Genomic DNA, 18,461 nt, shown 5'->3' on the forward strand with positions numbered 1-18,461 from the left:
CGTAATCAGTTGGCAGGTTGCTCAACTGATTCCTCCCGTCATAACAAAAAGATAACGCCGCCGGATGAAGATACTGATCGCAAGATCAAGTTTCCCTAGTCAAAAAAACCACCGTTTCCGGTGGTTTTTTTTTTTTCGTTTCAATTTTATCCATCAACGATAGGCGACCTGCTTGGGATACCAACAGGCGAGCCCCTACTTGTTATCAGGATTATACCGTTGGGAACTGATAGAAGTAGGCGACCACTCTATAGCTGCCAGGAGTTTAAACCTGGACGTGTGGGAAATCATTTGGAGTCAAGGAATGAGGTTAGATTCATTTGTCAATACAGCGCTCGTGAATACCATGGGGGTCATGTCCAATACATGGAACGCTGTCACGGGGCAGCGTATGGGTTGGCGATACCCTCAAGTGGGTAAAACCTATAACTACAATAGCTATCAATCGAGTCGGCGTCCAAACTATGCCGGTACTCAACCTTTGAATCGTGGAACCGTTCGCTACATGGGGCCGCCACCCCGTACTCAGGCGTCGACTTCGCAGCCGCCTACGATCAACTACGTGACCTATGTATTCAATACTAATTATGTGACGGTCGGTGGCGTCAAGTCGGCGCAAGTGGGTGTGCATATCAATAACGGTCATCACAGCATGAATGACGGTAACTTCGGAAATTACGGCAATAACGGCAATAGCGGAAGCCACAGTGGTTATTCCAATCACGGCAGTAACGGCATTCGCCATGCTCGGCGCCTTCAAGGTTGAAACAAGCAATGCGACTGCGTCGCCGCGCATATTTTGACGTGGTTTTTAGAGTCTTCGTAGTGGAACTGCTCGCAGCGATTCCCCACTTAAAGGGGCGACACACCAAGCAGCACGCAGCTTAGGTGTCGTACATCCACACACTCTTATTTCAGTTTGACAGGGAAGATAAAATGACTCATCTATTTGGTTCGCGACCTGCACAGTATGTTGCTTGGCATCCACGTTATGCTGAAGAGCAACCTCGCCATGCCACACCAGGTCAGCGAGTGTGGGGCAGTGGCGGCAGTCATGGCAATAACGGCAATTATGGTAACTATGGCAATAACGGTAATAGCGGCCGGTGCAGTCACTATGAAAATCATGGGCATAACGGCAATGACATGATGGGGGCGCCGGGTAACTACCGTCACTTTGAAGGCTATAGTAATCACGGCAGTTACGGTAACTATGGTAACTACGGAAATAACGGCAACTCGGGCGATTCCAGCCGTTACATCAACTCTGGCCAGAACGGCAACCGCAGCAGCGTCGGATACTTCAATGACTAAAGCTTGAATGCGCTTTCATGAGCGGCAACGAAAAAGCCCCGCCTAAAGGCGGGGCTTTTTACCAGGCTATTGATCAGTTAGCGACGGAAGACCGTGGCTTGACCGGCTGGTTGTCGTTGGAGATGGTCACTTCAACGCGACGGTTCATGGCGCGGCCGGAAACGCTGCCGTTATCGGCAACCGGGTATTCCTTGCCATAACCCTGGGTCACGATGCGCGAGATATCCACGCCTTGCTGAGCCAGTGCACGTTGAACGGAAGCGGCACGACGCTCCGACAGGCTCTGGTTGTACGAGTCGGAACCGGTGCTGTCGGTGTAGCCTTCGACGATCACTTTACGGTCTGGGTTATCGCGCAGGAACTGAGCCAGCTTGGTGATGTTCACCAGGCCGCTGGATTTCAGGTCGGACTTGTTGGTGGCGAACAGCACGTCACCGAAAGTCACCAGGGTACCGCGATCGGTTTGCTTGGCGTTCAAGCTGTTTTGCAGTTGCTTGATTTGCGCATCACGGGCGTCCAGCAGGGCGCGGGCACGTTCGTCACCGGCGTTTTTCAGCTTGGCTTCGGATTCGCGCAGGACGATGGTGTCCTTGGCCACTTCAACGCGCTGGTTGGTCAGGTAGGCCAGTTGGTCGACTTTCTTCTCGTCTTCCTTGTCGCGGTAGGCCTTGTCAGCCTTGTCCAGCCAGTCGCTGGCGTCTTTGGTTTCCAGCGCGGCCAGCTTGGTGGCTTGCGGGTTGGTTTGCAGGGACGAGAAATTGGTCCGCGCATTTTCCAGGTTCGCGTTCGGCGGGGTGGAGCAGGCCGCCAAGGCAACGCTCATCGCCAGCAGGGCAGGGATCATCAATTGTTTACGCATAGTCGTGTCGTCCTTTCAATTCGATATCAGGTGCGATGCAGTCAAGAGGCTGCGGCTTACTTCTGCATGATTGCAGCTGGGCGCATGCCTTCTTTACGCAGTTCGTCAACAGCCTTCTGGGAGTCCTTCACAGCCTGTTGAGCCTTGGCAGCCTGGGCTTTACGCTCAGCGACGCGGGCATCCCACTCGGCTTGTTCAGCCAGTTGGCGAGCCTTGTCGTAGTTCTTGTCGTGCATGGCAATCTCAGCTTCTTTGAGCTTGTCCTGGGCCGACTTCATTTCCACCGCCGCGTACTCGGTGCCGCCGGCGCTGACTGCGCTGTTGACGGCCGATTGGGTCACGGCGTACTGCTCGGTTGGAGGGTTGCCGGCGCAGCCAGCCAGAACGAAGCTGGTGCCGATTGCCAGCGCGGCCAATTTGAGCCCGCGCAGATGGTTAAACGAGGATTTGGCAGTGCTGGTGTTCATCGTCTTCAACTCCATTGGATAACTCCTGAAAAACATCAAAATCCATCGGGGCGTATCGATTTCGGGCCCGTCGATAAAGCACATGGCGTCCGTTCAAACGACCGTTCCACACGTGATGGCTACTGGCTGTGACCGGAGGCTTTTTTCAAAAGTTCAGCGGATATGGCGATTTGCCTAAAAAAATATCTGACTGACTGGTCAGTGTTTAAAAAATGGAACTTTCGCGGCGCGCGGCGGTACTTCCGGGCCCGTAAAAGGCCCGGAATACGGGGGTTTAATTGACGTCAATAAATGTTTATCAGTGCTTTTGTTCGTCAGTAACGGCCGACAAATCGTGCAAGTGGCGACGGGATAACGTGAGAAAACGTGGCGTGGGGCCGACGTCTTCATACAGGGGGTCACCCTCTTCATCGGTGGCAATCACCTGCTGGCCCTGGATGTAAGGAAAGCTGGCTTCCAGCTCTTCAAGGGCGGCGCCGATCAGCTCGCCGAGCAGTTCTTCGACGTGGCGCTTGGGGTACATCTCGGCAATGGCCGCCAGCCGGGCGGCGGCTTCCACATCCAGATGAATCGCGTATTCAGTTTTCGTCAGGCGGCCCTTGGCGGTTTCTTCCCAATGCTGGGCCAGTTCTCGAATTTTCATGGCGACCTCAATAAAGCCCGCAATCGCAGGCGGTGATGAGTGACCAGCCGCCTGCGTGAATAACGCGGCGACTCATCGTTGAGACTAGCTGCAAGCGCCAAGGTTTAAAGTCGTTTGCGTTCGGCCTTGTCAGAAACCGACGTCGGCGGCACTCTGAACCCCCTGCGCGTCCCGGATTTCTGGCTGGAGATTGGCTGATGAGTGATATCGATGCACGCTTGCGTGAGGATGTTCACCTGCTGGGTGAGCTGTTGGGCAACACCATTCGAGAGCAGTACGGCGAGGCTTTCCTCGAAAAGATCGAGCAGATCCGCAAAGGCGCCAAGGCCGACCGTCGTGGAGCCGTTTCAGAGAAAACCGCTGGCGATGAGTTGAGCGCCAGCCTCAACCAGTTGCAGGAGCAGGAGTTGCTGCCCGTGGCCCGGGCCTTCAACCAATTCCTCAACCTGGCCAACATTGCCGAGCAATATCAGTTGATTCATCGGCGCGATGAATCGCAACCTGCGCCGTTCGAATCCCGGGTCTTGCCAGAATTGCTGGCACGCCTGCAAAACGAAGGGCACAGCAATGAGTCCCTGGCCCGGCAATTGGCTCGGCTGGACATCGAACTGGTGCTCACCGCCCACCCCACCGAAGTGGCCCGCCGCACGCTGATCCAAAAGTACGACGCCATTGCCGCGCAACTGGCCTTGCAGGATCACCGTGACCTCACCACCGCCGAGCGCGAGCAGATTCGCGAGCGCTTGCAACGCTTGATCGCCGAAGCCTGGCACACCGAAGAAATCCGGCGCGTGCGCCCCACGCCGGTGGATGAAGCCAAATGGGGCTTTGCGGTGATCGAGCATTCGTTGTGGCAAGCCATCCCCAATTACCTGCGCAAGGCCGACCAGGCCCTGCACGCCGCCACCGGCCTGCGCCTGCCCCTGGAGGCTGCGCCGATTCGCTTTGCTTCGTGGATGGGCGGCGACCGTGACGGCAACCCGAACGTCACCGCGCCGGTCACCCGCGAAGTGCTGTTGCTGGCGCGCTGGATGGCGGCGGATTTGTATCTGCGCGACATTGATCAGCTGGCTTCCGAGCTGTCGATGCAACAGGCCAGCCCGGCGTTGCACGCCAAAGTCGGCGACAGCGTCGAACCCTATCGTGCCTTGCTCAAGCAACTGCGTGAACGCCTGCGCGCCACGCGCCAGTGGGCCCACACCTCGTTGACCAGCACCACCCCGGCGCCGGCCGACGTGTTGCAAAACAACCGCGACCTGCTCGACCCGCTGCAGCTGTGCTACCAGTCCCTGCACGACTGCGGCATGGGCGTGATCGCCGATGGCCCGCTGCTCGACTGCCTGCGCCGTGCCGTGACGTTCGGCCTGTTCCTGGTGCGCCTGGATGTGCGCCAGGACTCCAGCCGTCACTCGGCGGCCATGACCGAAATCACCGATTACCTGGGCCTGGGGCGTTATGAGGACTGGGATGAAGAGGCGCGTATCAGCTTCCTGACCCAGGAACTGACCAATCGTCGGCCGTTGCTGCCGGGTTACTTCAAGCCGTCGGCGGACACTGCCGAGGTGCTCAATACCTGCAAGGAAATCGCCGCCGCACCGGCCGCATCACTAGGGTCGTATGTCATCTCCATGGCCGGCGCCGCCTCGGATGTGCTGGCGGTGCAACTGCTGTTGAAAGAGTCGGGCGTACAACGGCCAATGCGCGTCGTGCCGCTGTTCGAGACCCTGGCCGACCTGGATAACGCAGGGCCAGTGATGGAGCGCCTGCTGCAACTGCCGGGTTACCGCGCGCGCTTGCAGGGCCCGCAGGAAGTGATGATTGGCTACTCGGATTCGGCCAAGGACGCCGGCACCACGGCCGCCGCCTGGGCGCAGTACCGCGCCCAGGAACGCCTGGTGGATATCTGCCGCGAGCAACAGGTGGAGCTGTTGTTGTTTCACGGTCGCGGCGGCACCGTTGGTCGTGGCGGCGGCCCGGCGCACGCGGCCATCCTGTCGCAGCCGCCGGGCTCAGTGGCGGGGCGTTTCCGTACCACTGAGCAGGGAGAGATGATTCGCTTCAAATTCGGTCTGCCGGATATCGCCGAGCAGAACCTCAATCTCTACCTGGCTGCGGTACTGGAAGCGACCTTGTTGCCGCCGCCGCCTCCCGAGCCTGCCTGGCGTCACCTGATGGACGAATTGGCGGCAGACGGTGTCAGCGCTTACCGCGCCGTGGTGCGGGAAAATCCGCAGTTCGTCGAATACTTCCGCCAGTCCACGCCGGAGCAGGAGTTGGGCCGTTTGCCTTTGGGCAGCCGCCCGGCCAAGCGTCGTGCGGGCGGGATTGAGAGCTTGCGCGCCATCCCGTGGATCTTTGGCTGGACCCAGACACGCCTGATGCTGCCCGCCTGGCTCGGCTGGGAAGCGGCACTGAGCAAGGCGCTGGAGCGCGGTGAAGGTCAATTGCTGGGGCAGATGCGCGAGCAGTGGCCGTTCTTTCGCACGCGCATCGACATGCTGGAAATGGTGCTGGCCAAGGCCGATGCCGATATCGCCCGTCTTTATGATGAGCGCCTGGTGCAGCCGGACCTGCTGGCATTGGGTGCGCACTTACGCGACCTATTGTCGCAGGCGTGTGACGTGGTGCTTGGCCTGACCGGCCAGTCGCAGCTGCTGGCCCATAGCCCCGACACCCTGGAGTTCATCCGCCTGCGCAACACCTACCTCGACCCTCTGCACCTGTTGCAGGCCGAGTTGCTGGCACGTTCGCGCCAGCAGGAGGCTGCGCAAGACAGCCCTCTGGAACAGGCGCTGCTGGTGTCCGTGGCCGGTATTGCGGCCGGTTTGCGCAACACCGGTTGAGGTTTTTTGCGTGTACTCAATGGCTTGCGGATAAACCGCGACGACCGCCCGGAAACGGGCGGTCGTCGTTTGAGGGGGCGGGTTGCGCTCAGGCACACCCCGGCGCTGACGCATGTGCGGCGCGGGTTTCTCCTACTTTTGGCGGCTTGTATGGTGAGGGCCCGCTGTGTATCTTGATCAGCCTTTGGCCGTTTGATCGGCCTAGAACCACATTTTTACGAGATTGGCCCCACGCGGCGAATCCGAGCGTCATCTCTATAAAAAATTGAGGAGCACATCGATGCGCGTCATTCTGCTGGGAGCTCCCGGGGCCGGTAAAGGTACTCAGGCAAAGTTCATCACTGAAAAATTCGGCATTCCACAAATCTCCACCGGCGACATGCTGCGTGCGGCCGTCAAGGCTGGCACCGAGCTGGGCCTGATCGCCAAGAGCGTGATGGACAGCGGCGGCCTGGTCTCCGATGACCTGATCATCAACCTGGTCAAGGAACGCATCAGCCAGGACGACTGCAAGAACGGTTTCCTGTTCGACGGTTTCCCACGCACCATTCCCCAGGCTGAAGCCCTGGTGAAGGCGGGCGTGGAGTTGGACGCCGTGGTCGAGATCGCAGTTGAAGACGAAGAGATCGTTCAGCGTATCGCTGGCCGTCGCGTTCACGAAGGCTCGGGCCGCGTGTACCACATCGTCTACAACCCGCCGAAAGTCGAGGGCAAGGACGATGTCACCGGTGAAGACCTGGTGCAGCGTAAAGACGACACCGAAGAAACCGTGCGTCATCGCCTGTCGGTCTACCATTCCCAGACCAAGCCCCTGGTGGACTTCTACCAGAAGCTGTCCGCAGCTCAAGGCAAGCCGAAATACAGCCACATCCCAGGTGTGGGCTCGGTTGAGGCCATCACCGCCAAGGTGCTGCAAGCACTGAGCTGATCCTGTGATCGGCGGCACAGACAACGGCCCGCTTGCGGGCCGTTGTTGTTTATACTGGCGCACTTTTTTCCGACTTGGACACCCACACCGATGAGCACCCTGCTGGCCCTGGACACCGCGACTGAAGCTTGCTCCGTTGCCTTGCTGCACGATGGCAAGGTTACGAGCCACTACGAGGTGATCCCGCGCCTGCACGCGCAGAAATTGCTGCCGATGATCAAGCAACTGCTTGAAGACGCCGGTACCACCCTGGCGGCCGTGGACGCCATCGCGTTCGGCCGTGGCCCCGGTGCATTCACCGGGGTGCGCATCGCCATTGGCGTGGTGCAGGGCCTGGCCTTTGCCCTGGAGCGCCCGGTATTGCCGGTGTCCAACCTGGCGGTGCTGGCCCAGCGTGCGTTGCGTGAGCACGGTGCGTCGCAAGTGGCTGCGGCAATTGATGCGCGCATGGATGAGGTCTACTGGGGGTGCTACCGTGAGACCGCAGGCGAAATGCGCCTGGTCGGTAAGGAAGCGGTGCTGGCCCCCGAAGCGGCGCAGTTGCCCGCTGACGCCAGCGGCGCTTGGTTCGGTGCCGGCACGGGCTGGGGTTATGGCGAACGCATCAAGGTAACGTGTGCCGAGCAGGATGCGGCGATGTTGCCCCACGCCGAAGACCTGCTGGCGTTGGCGCGTTTCGCGTTCGAGCGCGGCGAGGCAGTTGCAGCGGACCAGGCAGCACCGGTGTACCTGCGCGATAAAGTCGCGCAGACCAAGGCCGAGCGCGGGATTATTTGACGCCAAAAATGTGGGCGTTCGGTGGCAAATTTCGCCAATCGTCAGAATTTGCCTGGGTTTTTAAACCTTTTACAAATTATGTGTTCTAGTTATCACCAGAGCATTTGCGCGCCATGGAAAGTGCCGCTAAATTGCCATCATTGATACCGAGTCTGCATGTATGCGTATAGACGGTTTTTCCTCACAGTCCTACCCCCTCAAGCGTAAGCCGCGCAAGGCGAGCGTGACGGTAGACGAATCCGTCGAGGATTCACCGGACTTCATCGAAGTACACACCGATACGCCTTCCAAAGCGCAAGGCGCCTCGAGCGCACGTATCAGCGGCGTTCCTGCCCGTCAGCAAGACATGGTCTTTCCCCGTTCCATGAGCAAAAGCGTTGCCACCGCCCTGGCCAGCTACCTGACCACTGCCGGCTTTGTCGAATGGGATATGGAAGTGCTGGGTCTCGATATCCATATCTGATGCGTTTGCCTTATTACATCGGCTGCCCGTCCTGGAGTGAAAACGCCTGGCGCGAGTACCTGTATCCGGTTGATGCACGTTCCAACGATTACCTCGGGCTCTATTCCCAGGTCTTCAACGCCGTTGAAGGCAATACCACTTTTTACGCTCGCCCCTCGGCCGCCACTGTGCAGCGCTGGGCCGAAATCATGCCCGATGACTTTCGCTTCACCGCCAAATTCCCCGGCGATATCAGCCATGCTGGCGATTTGCGTGAACAGTTGCCGGCGGCAGAAAGCTTTGTCGGCTTGATGAGCCCTTTGGGTGAGCGCGTTTCACCGCTGTGGTTGCAACTCTCAAAGGGCTTTACGCCGCAGCGCCTGGCGGAGCTGGCTGGATTTCTCGATGGCATCGATCGGCCGCTGGCTGTGGAAGTGCGTCATGAACAGTTCTTCGCCAAGGGGGATGCTGAGCGCAGGCTCAACCGTCTGTTGCGCGATCGCGGTGTCGAGCGCATCTGCCTCGATCCGCGTGCCCTGTTCAGCTGTACCTCTACCTCCGAAGCGGTGCTGCATGCCCAGTCCAAAAAGCCCCGGGTGCCACCGCGCCCAGCGGCACTGACGCAGTTTCCCCAGGTGCGCTTCATCGGGCATCCGGACCTTGAGGCCAATGACCCGTTCCTGATTCCATGGGTGGAAAAGATCGCCAGTTGGATCGAAGAAGGCCGCACGCCCTATATGTTCCTGCACACGTCGGACAACCGTCTCGCGGCGCAGCTGGCGCTGCGCTTCCACGCCAAGCTGATGGTGCGTCTGCCAGGGTTACCGCCGCTGCCTGTCTTGCATCGAGAACCCGTGGCGGAGCAGCTCGGGCTACTTTGAGGGTTGAGCCGTGGGTGTGGTCAAGACATTGAGTGTATTGCTGGTGCTGGTGGGCGCCTTTGCGCTGGCTGTCTGGCGCGGTTGGGTGCCGATGCCGGCTGAGTGGAACCCCTGGGCGCCCTTGGATGTGCGGGCCAGCCCCAACCTGTTGACGCGCTACAAGCTCAGTCGTTTGCAGCTGTGTGACCAGGTATTGAACGCCTCCGGTCTGCGCGTGAGTCGCCAGGCTGATACAGCGCCGGATGCGGCGTGCCCCTTGCGCAATGTCCTGCGCGTACAGGGCGCTGATGTGGCCTTGAGCAGCAGCTTTCTCGCCAGTTGCCCGCTGGCGGTGGCGTTTGCGTTGTTCGAGCGCCACAGCCTGCAACCGGCGGCCCAGGCCGTGTTTGGCCAAGCGGTGAGCCGCGTCGAGCATTTGGGCAGTTTTGCCTGCCGTAATATCTACAATCGCGCCGACGCAAGGCTCAGCCAGCACGCCTCGGCCAATGCCCTGGATATCGCCGGGTTTCGCCTGGCGGATGGGCGCAGCATCAGCGTGCTCAAGGATTGGCCAGGGCAGGGCGACAGCGCGCGTTTCCTGCGTTTGGTACGCGATGGCGCCTGTGATGATTTCAACGTGGTGTTGAGCCCGGACTACAACGCCGCCCATCGCAACCATTTCCATCTGGACATGGGGCGTTGGTGGGTGTGTCGCTAAGGTTCAGGCGGCCAGGCGCAGGTTGTGGGTCACCAGTGGGCGCGCCCAGTAGTAATCGAAATCCAGGGCTTTTTGCTGCGCCAGCAATTCTTCTTCAGGGTACGGCGTGGCGGCCGGCGGCAGTAGGTCCAGCTCGAATTCGGCAATCGGCAGGTGCAGCGGGCGTGGTTGTGGCGCAGGGCCTGGCTCGGGTAGCGGTTGGCCGGCGTTCAGCACGATGGGGCGCACCCACCCGCTCTCAAAGTCCTGTTGGCGTTGCTGGGCGATGACTTCTTCTTCCGGGAACGGCGTCGCGGCCGGTGGCAGCAGCTCGGTTTCGAACTCGGCAATCGGCAGGAACAGCGGCGCAGGCGGCACGATCTCGGTGTCTTTCACATCGCACTCACGCTGGGTGAGGATTTGCGCCAGCAGGTCGGCGCCTTCGCGGGGTTCAACCGCCGGGTCTGCCGGGGCAGGCGCGTTGGCGGCGAGCGCGTCTGGCGTTTCACCCAGCTGTTCGGCCAACGCACGGGCGAAGAAGTCCTGCCACACATGACTCACCCCGGCCAGCGCTTGGGTATTGCGCAGGCCGTAATGGTTGTGGGTCGGCAGTACACCGATGGAAAGGGGAAGAATGTCTGACATTTTTCTCGGTCGACGCTCAGCTCTGGCAAAATACCTGACTGTGATTTTTATCGGCCGTTGTTTGCCGATCCTTAATATTTTTGAGCGTGGCGATTGATGAACGAACAACCAGCGGCCAGCCGCATCCAGGTCCAAGCCTTGGCTGACAGTTTCCAGGCCCGCGCCGAACACTGGGCTTCGCTGCTGGGGTTGCCTCTGCAGGTGGCCGATGCGGATTTTTCCCTGCAAGTGGGGGAGCACGGTTTGCAGTTGCAACAGCTTGGGCCTGATGCGCCAGGGCCGGTGCGGGTCGACTTTGTCGAAGGCGGCGCGGCGCACCGGCGGTTGTATGGCGGCGGCAGCGGGCAGATGATCGCCAAGGCGGTGGGCATCGCCCAGGGCGTGCGCCCGCGGGTGCTGGACGCTACGGCGGGCTTAGGCAAGGACGCGTTCGTGCTGGCTAGCCTGGGGTGTGAGATGAGCCTGATCGAGCGCCAGCCGTTGATCGGCGCCTTGCTCGAAGATGGCCTGGCCCGCGCCGCCGAGGATTTTGAGGTGGCGCCGATTGTGGCGCGTATGAAGCTGCTCAAGGGCAACTCCATCGACGTGATGCTCAATTGGCAGGGGGAGCCGCCTCAGGTGATCTACCTGGACCCGATGTTTCCGCACCGTGAGAAAACTGCGCTGGTGAAGAAGGAAATGCGCCTGTTTCGGCCGTTGGTGGGTGATGATCCGGATGCACCGGCGTTGCTCGCGGCGGCTCTGGCGCTGGCCAGCCATCGTGTGGTGGTCAAGCGGCCGCGCAAGGCACCCTGTATTGAGGGGCCGAAGCCGAGTCATGCGTTGGATGGCAAGTCCAGCCGCTACGATATTTATCCCAAGAAGGCGCTTAAGGCATAAGCGGCAAGCAACAGCGCTCATCTTGCTGATGCGGCGAGCTCCAAATGTGGAAGGGGGCTTGCCCCCGATGTCTGCCTGACAGCCGACAACTATCTCCCTGACACCCCGCAATCCAAACTGTGGGAGCTGGCTTGCCTGCGATGACGGCCAGCCAGCCGACCCATATCTACCTGATACCCCACAATCCAACTGTGGGAGCGGGCTTGCTCGCGAAGGCGGCCTGGCAGTCAACACCGTTGGATCGTGTACATATCCATTCCTGCGGTAACGGCCACTTAGGGTTCCGCCCTGACGGCGGCTCACTTTTGAAAAGAGCGCAAAAGTAAGCAAAACGCTCTTGCCCCACCACTCGGCACCTCGCTTGGGCTCGGTGTGCCCGAACGCAGGCTTGAATCCGTGGGCCGCCGCCACGCGCCATCCATGGCGCGGGGCGGCTAACCCGGCGTCCTGCCGGGTTACCCACGAATTCAAGCCTGCGTTCGGCCAGCGTGGTTTAACGGGGCGCCTGAGATCAAGATCACAAGCAGATCAAGAGCAAGATCAAGAGCGACTCGCTTCGCATCGTGGTTACTGTCGGTTGGTGCAACTTACTTAGGTGTTTCTGAACCCTGGCTGCGATAGGCCCGCATAAACAACCTCACCACGTCCTGCACATGCTCCTCGGCCTCTTGCGCACTCAATTGTCCGCCGCAGCCATACAACAAACGAAAGTTCGCCGTGCCTTTGAGCAGGCAAAAGAAGTGTTCGGCGGCCTTCAACGGTGTGTCGATACTCAAGGCGCCGCTTTGGTGAATCTTGCCGAGCAGGCGCTCCATGCCTTGCAGCATGCGCATGGGGCCGGCGTTGAAGAAGATTTGGGAGAGTTTCACGTCCTGATTACCGGTGGTCATCATCAGGCGATGCAGGTTTACCGACTCTTCGCTGTTGATCAGTCGATGAAAGCCGCGGGCGATGTTAAGCAGCACCGTCTCGACGGGCATGCCTTCGGGGAGCTCGAAGTACATCACCGGCAATTGCTCTTCGCATTTGGCCACCACCGCCGCGGTGAACAGCGTCTCCTTGTCGGTGAAGTGGCTGTAGACCGTGAGTTTCGATACGCCGGCCGCCAGTGCAACGGCGTCCATGCTGGTGTTTGCATAGCCCTTGCCCAAGAACAGCGATTTTGCCGATTCGAGGATTGCCTGGCGTTTTGCCATGTCCTTGGGACGCCCGGGGCTTACGGTGTTCAGAGGATTGTCGGACATTTTCACCTTTAATACTGGACTGGTGAGTTTGGTATTAATAACATACCGGCCAGTATAATTATTCCAAGCTCTATTTGCGAAAGGTCCTTCAGCATGCGCAGCGCTTTCCTGCCCCTTGCTTTGCCTGTCAGCCTGATCTTCCTGTTGGCCGCTTGCGGCCATGAAGAAGCGGCCCAGACCACCGTGCGCCCGGCCATGGTGGTGCAACCGCAGCCTTCGGCGCAGGCGATGGACAGCTACCCGGGTGAGGTGCGTGCGCGTTATGAGCCGGACCTGGCCTTTCGCATCGGCGGTAAAGTCAGCAAGCGCCTGGTGGAGGAGGGCGAGCGGGTCAAGGCCAACCAGCCGCTGGCCGAACTCGACCCTCAGGACGTGCGCCTGCAGTTGGAAGCCACCCGTGCCCAAGTGGCCGCCGCCGAGGCCAATCTGAGCCTGGTACGTGCGGAGCGGGATCGCTACAAGACCTTGATGGATCGTCAGATGGTCAGTCGGTCGCAGTACGACAATTCCGAAAACCTCTACCGAGCCGGTGAAGCACGCCTGAAGCAGATCAAGGCCGAGTTCGATGTGTCCAGCAATCAGGCCGGCTACGCCGTGCTGCGTGCGCCTCAGGATGGGGTAGTCGCCAAGCGTGCCGTCGAGGTGGGGCAAGTGGTTTCCGCTGGCCAGACGGTGTTCACCCTGGCCGCCGATGGCGAGCGTGAAGTCTTGATCAGCCTGCCCGAGCAGGGCTTTGGCCGCTTCAAGATCGGCCAGCCGGTGTCGGTGGAGTTGTGGAGCCAGCCAGAGCAACGCTTCGCCGGGCGCATTCGTGAACTGTCTCCTGCCGCCGACCCCAAGTCTCGCACCTTCGCCGCGCGCGTAGCCTTCACCGGCGGCAAAGTGCCCGCCGAACTGGGCCAAAGCGCACGGGTTTTCATCCAGTCCGAGGGTGTCATTCCCCTATCGGTACCGCTGTCTGCCCTGAGTGCCGAGAACGGTGCGTCCTACGTTTGGCGTGTAAAACCGGACAACACCCTTGAACGCACCCCTGTACGCATTGGTGCGTTTGGCGAAAAAACCGTCCCGGTGCTCGAAGGCTTGGCCGCCACCGATTGGGTGGTGGCCGCAGGCGTGCATGTGCTCCATGAGGGCCAGTCAGTGCGCCCGGTGGATCGCTCTAACCGTGTAGTGAATCTGGCGGCCAAGGAGTAGTCCCCATGGGTTTCAATCTTTCCGAATGGGCGTTGCGTAATCGCCAGATCGTACTGTTCCTGATGATACTGCTGGCCGTGGTTGGCACCTTGTCCTACACCAAGCTGGGGCAAAGCGAAGACCCGCCGTGTACCTTCAAGGCCATGGTGATCAAGACCAACTGGCCCGGGGCCACGGCCCAGGAGGTTTCGCGCCAGGTCACCGAGCGCATCGAGAAAAAACTCATGGAGACCGGTGAGTACGAGCGCATCGTGTCGTTCTCGCGGCCGGGTGAATCCCAGGTCACCTTTATTGCCCGTGATTCGATGCGTTCGGCGCAGATTCCCGAGCTGTGGTACCAGGTGCGCAAGAAAATCAGCGACATCCGCCACACCTTGCCGCCGGATATCCAGGGGCCGTTTTTCAACGACGAGTTCGGCACCACCTTCGGCAATATCTACGCCCTGACCGGCGACGGCTTTGACTATGCCGTGCTCAAGGACTACGCCGACCGCATCCAGATCCAGCTGCAACGGGTGCCGGATGTGGGCAAGGTCGAGCTGCTCGGCTTGCAGGATGAGAAGATCTGGATCGAGCTGTCCAACCTCAAGCTCGCCACCCTCGGCTTGCCTCTGGCTGCCGTACAGCAGGCGTTGCAGGAACAAAATGCGGTGTCCACCGCCGGTTTCTTTGAAACCCCCACCGAGCGCGTGCAACTGCGCGTTTCAGGCAACTTCAAGACGGTGGAGGAGATCCGCAACTTTCCGATCCGCATGGGTGATCGCACCTTGCGCATCGGTGATGTAGCTGACGTCCATCGAGGCTTCAACGATCCACCAGCACCGCGTATGCGCTACATGGGCGCAGATGCCATCGGCCTGGCCGTGGCCATGCGCGACGGTGGCGACATCCTCGTATTGGGCAAGGCCCTTGAAGCGCAATTCGCACGCCTGCAAAAGAACCTTCCGGCAGGGATGGAACTGCGCAAAGTGTCGGACCAACCGGCAGCGGTAAAGACCAGCGTCGGCGAATTCGTCCAGGTGCTGGCTGAAGCGTTGGCGATTGTTTTGCTGGTGAGCTTTTTCTCCCTCGGCGTGCGCACCGGCATGGTCGTCGCCCTGGCGATCCCGCTGGTACTGGCGATGACCTTTGCCAGCATGTATTACCTGGGCATCGGCCTGCACAAGATTTCCCTTGGCGCCTTGGTCCTGGCCCTGGGCTTGCTGGTAGATGACGCGATCATCGCCGTGGAAATGATGGCGATCAAAATGGAGCAGGGCTACGACCGCCTCAAAGCCGCGAGTTTCGCCTGGACCAGCACCGCATTCCCCATGCTCACCGGCACCCTGATCACGGCGGCGGGTTTCTTGCCGATTGCCACCGCGCAATCGAGCACCGGCGAATACACCCGCTCGATCTTCCAGGTCGTGACCATCGCACTGCTGGCCTCCTGGGTGGCGGCCGTGGTGTTTGTGCCGTACCTGGGAGAAAAACTCCTGCCCGACCTGGCGAAGATTCACGCCGCCAAGCACGGCACCGACGGTCCAGATCCTTACGGCACACCTTTCTATCAGCGGGTAAGACGTTTGGTGGAGTGGTGCGTGCGGCGGCGTAAAACCGTGATCGTGCTGACTTTGCTGCTGTTTATCGGCTCGGTTGCGCTGTTCCGCTTCGTGCCGCAACAGTTCTTCCCGGCTTCCGGTCGCCTGGAGTTGATGGTCGACCTGAAACTGGCCGAAGGCGCTTCCCTGAGCAACACCGCCGAGCAGGTCAAGCGCCTGGAAGCGTTGCTCAAGGAGCATGCCGGCATCAACAACTATGTCGCTTACGCGGGCACCGGCTCGCCGCGGTTTTACCTGCCATTGGACCAGCAATTGCCCGCTGCCAGCTTCGCCCAGTTTGTGGTGCTGGCTCATACCATCGAGGAGCGTGAAAGCCTGCGCACCTGGCTGATCGAAACCCTCAACGAGCAATTCCCCGACTTGCGTTCGCGCGTGACGCGCCTGGAGAACGGCCCGCCCGTAGGCTACCCGGTGCAGTTTCGCGTGACGGGCGAGCACATCGAAGAAGTCCGTGCGCTGGCGCGCAAAGTGGCGGCCAAGGTTCGCGAAAATACCCATGTGGTCAACGTGCATCTGGACTGGGAAGAACCGAGCAAAATCGTGTACCTGAATATCGACCAGGACCGTGCACGCGCCCTGGGTGTGAGCACCGCCAACCTGTCGAAATTCCTGCAGAGCTCCCTGACCGGTTCCAGCGTCAGCCAGTACCGGGAGGACAACGAATTGATCGAGATCCTCCTGCGCGGCACCGTGCATGAGCGTAGCGAACTGTCGCGCCTGCCGAGCCTTGCCGTGCCCACCGACAATGGTAAAAGCGTGGCGCTGTCGCAAATTGCCACCCTCGAATATGGATTCGAAGAGGGCATCATCTGGCATCGCAATCGCTTGCCCACGGTGACTGTGCGGGCCGACATCTATGGCAAGGAACAGCCGGCGACCCTCGTGCAGCAGATCCTGCCGACGCTCGCCGATGTGCGTGCCGAACTGCCGGACGGCTACCTCTTGGAAGTGGGCGGTACGGTGGAAGATTCTGCCCGTGGGCAAAACTCGGTGAAGGCCGGCGTGCCGCTGTTTATCGTGGTAGTGCTGACCTTGCTGATGCTGCAACTGCGCAGCTTCTCGCGTACGGCGATGGTCTTTCTCACCGCGCCTTTGGGGCTGATCGGCGTGACCTTGTTCCTGCTGGTGTTCCGCCAACCCTTCGGTTTCGTCGCCATGCTCGGCACCATCGCGCTGTCGGGGATGATCATGCGTAACTCGGTGATTCTGGTGGACCAGATCGAACAAGACATCAAGGCTGGCCTGGCACCTTGGCAGGCAATCATCGAAGCCACGGTCCGACGCTTTCGCCCGATTGTGCTGACGGCGTTGGCAGCGGTGTTGGCGATGATTCCGTTGTCACGCAGTGTGTTCTTCGGGCCCATGGCCGTGGCGATCATGGGCGGGTTGATTGTGGCAACGGCGTTGACGCTGTTGTTCCTGCCAGCGTTGTACGCGGCGTGGTTCAGAATCAGGAAGGAGGGGTAGATCAGTGAGCGTTTTTGGCAGGCCCGGTGGGAACCATTTTTCAAGGCTTGCCACAAAGGGTTACCTGTTCGCAGGTACGTTATCCGGTGGTTTTTATCACCGGGATAACGTTTCCAGAACGTTCATAGAGGCGAAATAGATATGCTCCTACAAGCATTGGGTAACTTTTACTCGGGGATCGGCATGATGCTGGGCGGCGGTCAGATGGGCGGCGCTTGCGCCAAACATTCCCATAATGACTCCGTCGGTCGGCGTGAGCTTTCCGACGCGCTCAAATCGTTCAAATACGATCTTCCCCAGCCGAGCAGTAATATCACGATTAACAACAGTGTTGCCAACGCGAACAACAACGTGAATAGCAACGCGAACACCAATACTCAAATCGGCCGTTGAATGCGCTGATTGCCGCTTTTGAGCCATTGCAAACACTCTGTATCCGCAGAGTGTTTGCCGCGTCAGGTTCAGTTGCTGGCGTGGGCTTACAGCGCCCCAAACACCTTCTTGGCCAAGCTGGTGGCAGCTGCCGCCGGGTTCTTGCGGATGGTTTCTTCCTGCTGCGCGATCATCTTGAACAAGCCATCCAGCGCTTGCTCGGTCACGTAGTTCTCGACGTTGGCGCTCTTGGCATCCACAGCGCCAAAGGCCGCGGCCTTGCCGGCCAGGGCATTGTACTGCTGGGCCACGCCGACTTTGTCGGTGGCAGCCTTGACGATAGGCAGGAACTTGGCGCGAATTTCTTCACGGCTGCTTTTGTTCAGGTACTGGGTGGCGGAGTCCTGGCCACCGCTGAGAATGCCCTTGGCATCGGTCACGCTCATGTTCTTCACGGCGTTGACCAGAATCGGCTGGGCCTGGGTCACGGCGGTTTCTGCTGCCTTGTTCATGCTGGTTTCCAGCTGCGTGACCTGGTCACCCATGCCGAACATTTTCAGCTTGTCGGCGACCTTACCGAGCTTGCCTGGCAGGCCGATCTTCACGTCCGGGTTATTGCTGAAACCACCGGGCGTTCCGAGTTGTTTCACAGCAATCTGTGCACCTTGGGTCAAGGCATCCTTGAGGCCGCCGCTGGCGTCGCCCTGGGACAGGCTGCCAAGGTCCAGGGCCATGGCATTGGCGCCGAACAGCAAGCCAGCACACAGGGCGGTGAGGCGAAGAGATTTGCGGAGCATGGGCGCTTCCTTATGAAGTGGGAATGATCAGTGTGCAGCCGCATCTACGCGCAGGCGCAGCGGTTGTGGGTCCTGGCCATTGAGCTGCACGGTGTGCCGCTCGGTGGTGATAAACAGTAGCTTGCCGTCCAGCTCGATGCGAGCGCTGACCGAATAGGTGTGGCCCGGTTTGACCTGGGCCGGGTCATAGCTCAGGTGAAACGGCAGCGGCACCTGGCCTTTGACCGGGCCTTTCTGCTCGGCGAGGGTCACAGCCGGTGTGTCCATCAGGGACACGTCCTGCAGGCTGACACTCAAGGTGGCGGCTGGCGGCAGGGCGATGCGTTGCAGGTAGAACACTTCGCCGTCCAGGCTGGCCTTCGGGGTTGGAGCCATCGAGTGGCAGGCTCCGAGCAGGGCGGTCAGGCCCAGGAGGATGAGTTTTTTCACGGT

The 18,461-nt window shown here is 60.0% G+C and carries 19 protein-coding genes; 12 read left to right on the plus strand and 7 right to left on the minus strand.

Going from position 1 to position 18,461, the window contains the following annotated elements; translation table 11 throughout:
- The first annotated feature begins 304 nt into the window (after positions 1-304).
- Positions 305-766: a hypothetical protein gene (locus tag MF6394_RS33980; RefSeq protein WP_139129539.1), complete on the plus strand. Its 462-nt coding sequence runs from the start codon at positions 305-307 to the stop codon at positions 764-766.
- Positions 767-936: 170 nt separating this feature from the next.
- A complete protein-coding gene (locus MF6394_RS33985) occupies positions 937-1,314 on the plus strand; it encodes a hypothetical protein (protein WP_125969614.1) in 378 nt (125 codons plus the stop codon).
- Between the two features lie 73 nt (positions 1,315-1,387).
- Here MF6394_RS33985 and MF6394_RS27120 read toward each other — a convergent pair whose 3' ends face one another.
- The 3 genes from MF6394_RS27120 to MF6394_RS27130 form a co-directional block, all read right to left on the minus strand.
- Positions 1,388-2,173, minus strand: a complete 786-nt coding sequence (locus MF6394_RS27120; protein ID WP_003189093.1) for an OmpA family protein — start codon at positions 2,171-2,173, stop codon at positions 1,388-1,390.
- Positions 2,174-2,229: 56 nt separating this feature from the next.
- Complete coding sequence (locus MF6394_RS27125) at positions 2,230-2,655, minus strand: DUF4398 domain-containing protein (RefSeq protein WP_003189094.1); 426 nt, start codon at positions 2,653-2,655, stop codon at positions 2,230-2,232.
- 283 nt (positions 2,656-2,938) lie between these two features.
- The gene (locus MF6394_RS27130) at positions 2,939-3,283 is read right to left on the minus strand and encodes a hypothetical protein (protein ID WP_044272252.1); all 345 of its coding nucleotides are present in this window, start codon (positions 3,281-3,283) and stop codon (positions 2,939-2,941) included.
- A gap of 197 nt (positions 3,284-3,480) precedes the next feature.
- Between MF6394_RS27130 and ppc the strand changes: the two genes are divergently transcribed.
- From ppc to MF6394_RS27160, 6 genes are all read left to right on the plus strand, one after another.
- Positions 3,481-6,126 carry a phosphoenolpyruvate carboxylase gene (gene ppc, locus MF6394_RS27135; protein ID WP_078467919.1) on the plus strand — a complete coding sequence of 882 codons (2,646 nt, stop codon included), beginning with the start codon at positions 3,481-3,483 and terminating at the stop codon, positions 6,124-6,126.
- 280 nt (positions 6,127-6,406) lie between these two features.
- Complete coding sequence (gene adk, locus MF6394_RS27140; protein ID WP_032893225.1) at positions 6,407-7,054, plus strand: adenylate kinase; 648 nt, start codon at positions 6,407-6,409, stop codon at positions 7,052-7,054.
- Between the two features lie 90 nt (positions 7,055-7,144).
- On the plus strand, positions 7,145-7,831 hold the full coding sequence (gene tsaB, locus MF6394_RS27145; RefSeq protein ID WP_078467920.1) for a tRNA (adenosine(37)-N6)-threonylcarbamoyltransferase complex dimerization subunit type 1 TsaB: 687 nt from the start codon (positions 7,145-7,147) through the stop codon (positions 7,829-7,831).
- A 160-nt stretch (positions 7,832-7,991) separates the two neighbouring features.
- The gene (locus MF6394_RS27150) at positions 7,992-8,294 is read left to right on the plus strand and encodes a hypothetical protein (protein ID WP_034126521.1); all 303 of its coding nucleotides are present in this window, start codon (positions 7,992-7,994) and stop codon (positions 8,292-8,294) included.
- Positions 8,294-9,154: a DUF72 domain-containing protein gene (locus MF6394_RS27155; protein WP_078467921.1), complete on the plus strand. Its 861-nt coding sequence runs from the start codon at positions 8,294-8,296 to the stop codon at positions 9,152-9,154. The genes MF6394_RS27150 and MF6394_RS27155 overlap by 1 nt, the downstream gene beginning before the upstream one ends.
- Positions 9,155-9,164: 10 nt before the next feature.
- Positions 9,165-9,851, plus strand: a complete 687-nt coding sequence (locus MF6394_RS27160) for an extensin-like domain-containing protein (RefSeq protein ID WP_078467922.1) — start codon at positions 9,165-9,167, stop codon at positions 9,849-9,851.
- Positions 9,852-9,854: 3 nt separating this feature from the next.
- On the opposite strand, the gene MF6394_RS27165 is transcribed toward MF6394_RS27160, so the two are convergent.
- A complete protein-coding gene (locus MF6394_RS27165) occupies positions 9,855-10,475 on the minus strand; it encodes a hypothetical protein (protein WP_044272262.1) in 621 nt (206 codons plus the stop codon).
- A gap of 96 nt (positions 10,476-10,571) precedes the next feature.
- On the opposite strand from MF6394_RS27165, the gene MF6394_RS27170 reads away from it, so the two are divergent.
- Complete coding sequence (locus MF6394_RS27170) at positions 10,572-11,354, plus strand: class I SAM-dependent methyltransferase (protein WP_044272264.1); 783 nt, start codon at positions 10,572-10,574, stop codon at positions 11,352-11,354.
- A 587-nt stretch (positions 11,355-11,941) separates the two neighbouring features.
- Here MF6394_RS27170 and MF6394_RS27180 read toward each other — a convergent pair.
- Positions 11,942-12,598: a TetR/AcrR family transcriptional regulator gene (locus tag MF6394_RS27180; protein ID WP_044272267.1), complete on the minus strand. Its 657-nt coding sequence runs from the start codon at positions 12,596-12,598 to the stop codon at positions 11,942-11,944.
- Positions 12,599-12,691: 93 nt separating this feature from the next.
- Here MF6394_RS27180 and MF6394_RS27185 point away from each other — a divergent pair, with 93 nt between their 5' ends.
- From MF6394_RS27185 to MF6394_RS27195, 3 genes are all read left to right on the plus strand, one after another.
- Entirely contained in the window at positions 12,692-13,792 is a 1,101-nt protein-coding gene (locus MF6394_RS27185; RefSeq protein WP_078467923.1) for an efflux RND transporter periplasmic adaptor subunit, read from the plus strand.
- Between the two features lie 5 nt (positions 13,793-13,797).
- Positions 13,798-16,860 carry an efflux RND transporter permease subunit gene (locus tag MF6394_RS27190; RefSeq protein ID WP_078467924.1) on the plus strand — a complete coding sequence of 1,021 codons (3,063 nt, stop codon included), beginning with the start codon at positions 13,798-13,800 and terminating at the stop codon, positions 16,858-16,860.
- 141 nt (positions 16,861-17,001) lie between these two features.
- On the plus strand, positions 17,002-17,253 hold the full coding sequence (locus tag MF6394_RS27195; RefSeq protein ID WP_047712727.1) for a hypothetical protein: 252 nt from the start codon (positions 17,002-17,004) through the stop codon (positions 17,251-17,253).
- An 86-nt stretch (positions 17,254-17,339) separates the two neighbouring features.
- Here the strand turns inward: MF6394_RS27195 and MF6394_RS27200 are convergent, their stop codons facing one another.
- Positions 17,340-18,029: a DUF4197 domain-containing protein gene (locus MF6394_RS27200; protein WP_003189124.1), complete on the minus strand. Its 690-nt coding sequence runs from the start codon at positions 18,027-18,029 to the stop codon at positions 17,340-17,342.
- 27 nt (positions 18,030-18,056) lie between these two features.
- A complete protein-coding gene (locus tag MF6394_RS27205) occupies positions 18,057-18,458 on the minus strand; it encodes a YbaY family lipoprotein (RefSeq protein ID WP_078467925.1) in 402 nt (133 codons plus the stop codon).
- Between the last annotated feature and the right edge of the window lie 3 nt (positions 18,459-18,461).

The sequence above is a fragment of the Pseudomonas sp. MF6394 genome (genome assembly GCF_002018845.1).
GTDB lineage: Bacteria > Pseudomonadota > Gammaproteobacteria > Pseudomonadales > Pseudomonadaceae > Aquipseudomonas > Aquipseudomonas lactis.

What these genes read in the sequence shown, in the direction of transcription:
- MF6394_RS33980 (WP_139129539.1), top strand. Translation starts at nt 305, where the DNA reads ATGAGGTTAGATTCATTTGTCAATACAGCGCTCGTGAATACCATGGGG.
- MF6394_RS33985 (WP_125969614.1), top strand. Translation starts at nt 937, where the DNA reads ATGACTCATCTATTTGGTTCGCGACCTGCACAGTATGTTGCTTGGCAT.
- MF6394_RS27120 (WP_003189093.1), bottom strand. Translation starts at nt 2,173, where the DNA reads ATGCGTAAACAATTGATGATCCCTGCCCTGCTGGCGATGAGCGTTGCC.
- MF6394_RS27125 (WP_003189094.1), bottom strand. Translation starts at nt 2,655, where the DNA reads ATGGAGTTGAAGACGATGAACACCAGCACTGCCAAATCCTCGTTTAAC.
- MF6394_RS27130 (WP_044272252.1), bottom strand. Translation starts at nt 3,283, where the DNA reads ATGAAAATTCGAGAACTGGCCCAGCATTGGGAAGAAACCGCCAAGGGC.
- ppc (WP_078467919.1), top strand. Translation starts at nt 3,481, where the DNA reads ATGAGTGATATCGATGCACGCTTGCGTGAGGATGTTCACCTGCTGGGT.
- adk (WP_032893225.1), top strand. Translation starts at nt 6,407, where the DNA reads ATGCGCGTCATTCTGCTGGGAGCTCCCGGGGCCGGTAAAGGTACTCAG.
- tsaB (WP_078467920.1), top strand. Translation starts at nt 7,145, where the DNA reads ATGAGCACCCTGCTGGCCCTGGACACCGCGACTGAAGCTTGCTCCGTT.
- MF6394_RS27150 (WP_034126521.1), top strand. Translation starts at nt 7,992, where the DNA reads ATGCGTATAGACGGTTTTTCCTCACAGTCCTACCCCCTCAAGCGTAAG.
- MF6394_RS27155 (WP_078467921.1), top strand. Translation starts at nt 8,294, where the DNA reads ATGCGTTTGCCTTATTACATCGGCTGCCCGTCCTGGAGTGAAAACGCC.
- MF6394_RS27165 (WP_044272262.1), bottom strand. Translation starts at nt 10,475, where the DNA reads ATGTCAGACATTCTTCCCCTTTCCATCGGTGTACTGCCGACCCACAAC.
- MF6394_RS27170 (WP_044272264.1), top strand. Translation starts at nt 10,572, where the DNA reads ATGAACGAACAACCAGCGGCCAGCCGCATCCAGGTCCAAGCCTTGGCT.
- MF6394_RS27180 (WP_044272267.1), bottom strand. Translation starts at nt 12,598, where the DNA reads ATGTCCGACAATCCTCTGAACACCGTAAGCCCCGGGCGTCCCAAGGAC.
- MF6394_RS27185 (WP_078467923.1), top strand. Translation starts at nt 12,692, where the DNA reads ATGCGCAGCGCTTTCCTGCCCCTTGCTTTGCCTGTCAGCCTGATCTTC.
- MF6394_RS27190 (WP_078467924.1), top strand. Translation starts at nt 13,798, where the DNA reads ATGGGTTTCAATCTTTCCGAATGGGCGTTGCGTAATCGCCAGATCGTA.
- MF6394_RS27195 (WP_047712727.1), top strand. Translation starts at nt 17,002, where the DNA reads ATGCTCCTACAAGCATTGGGTAACTTTTACTCGGGGATCGGCATGATG.
- MF6394_RS27200 (WP_003189124.1), bottom strand. Translation starts at nt 18,029, where the DNA reads ATGCTCCGCAAATCTCTTCGCCTCACCGCCCTGTGTGCTGGCTTGCTG.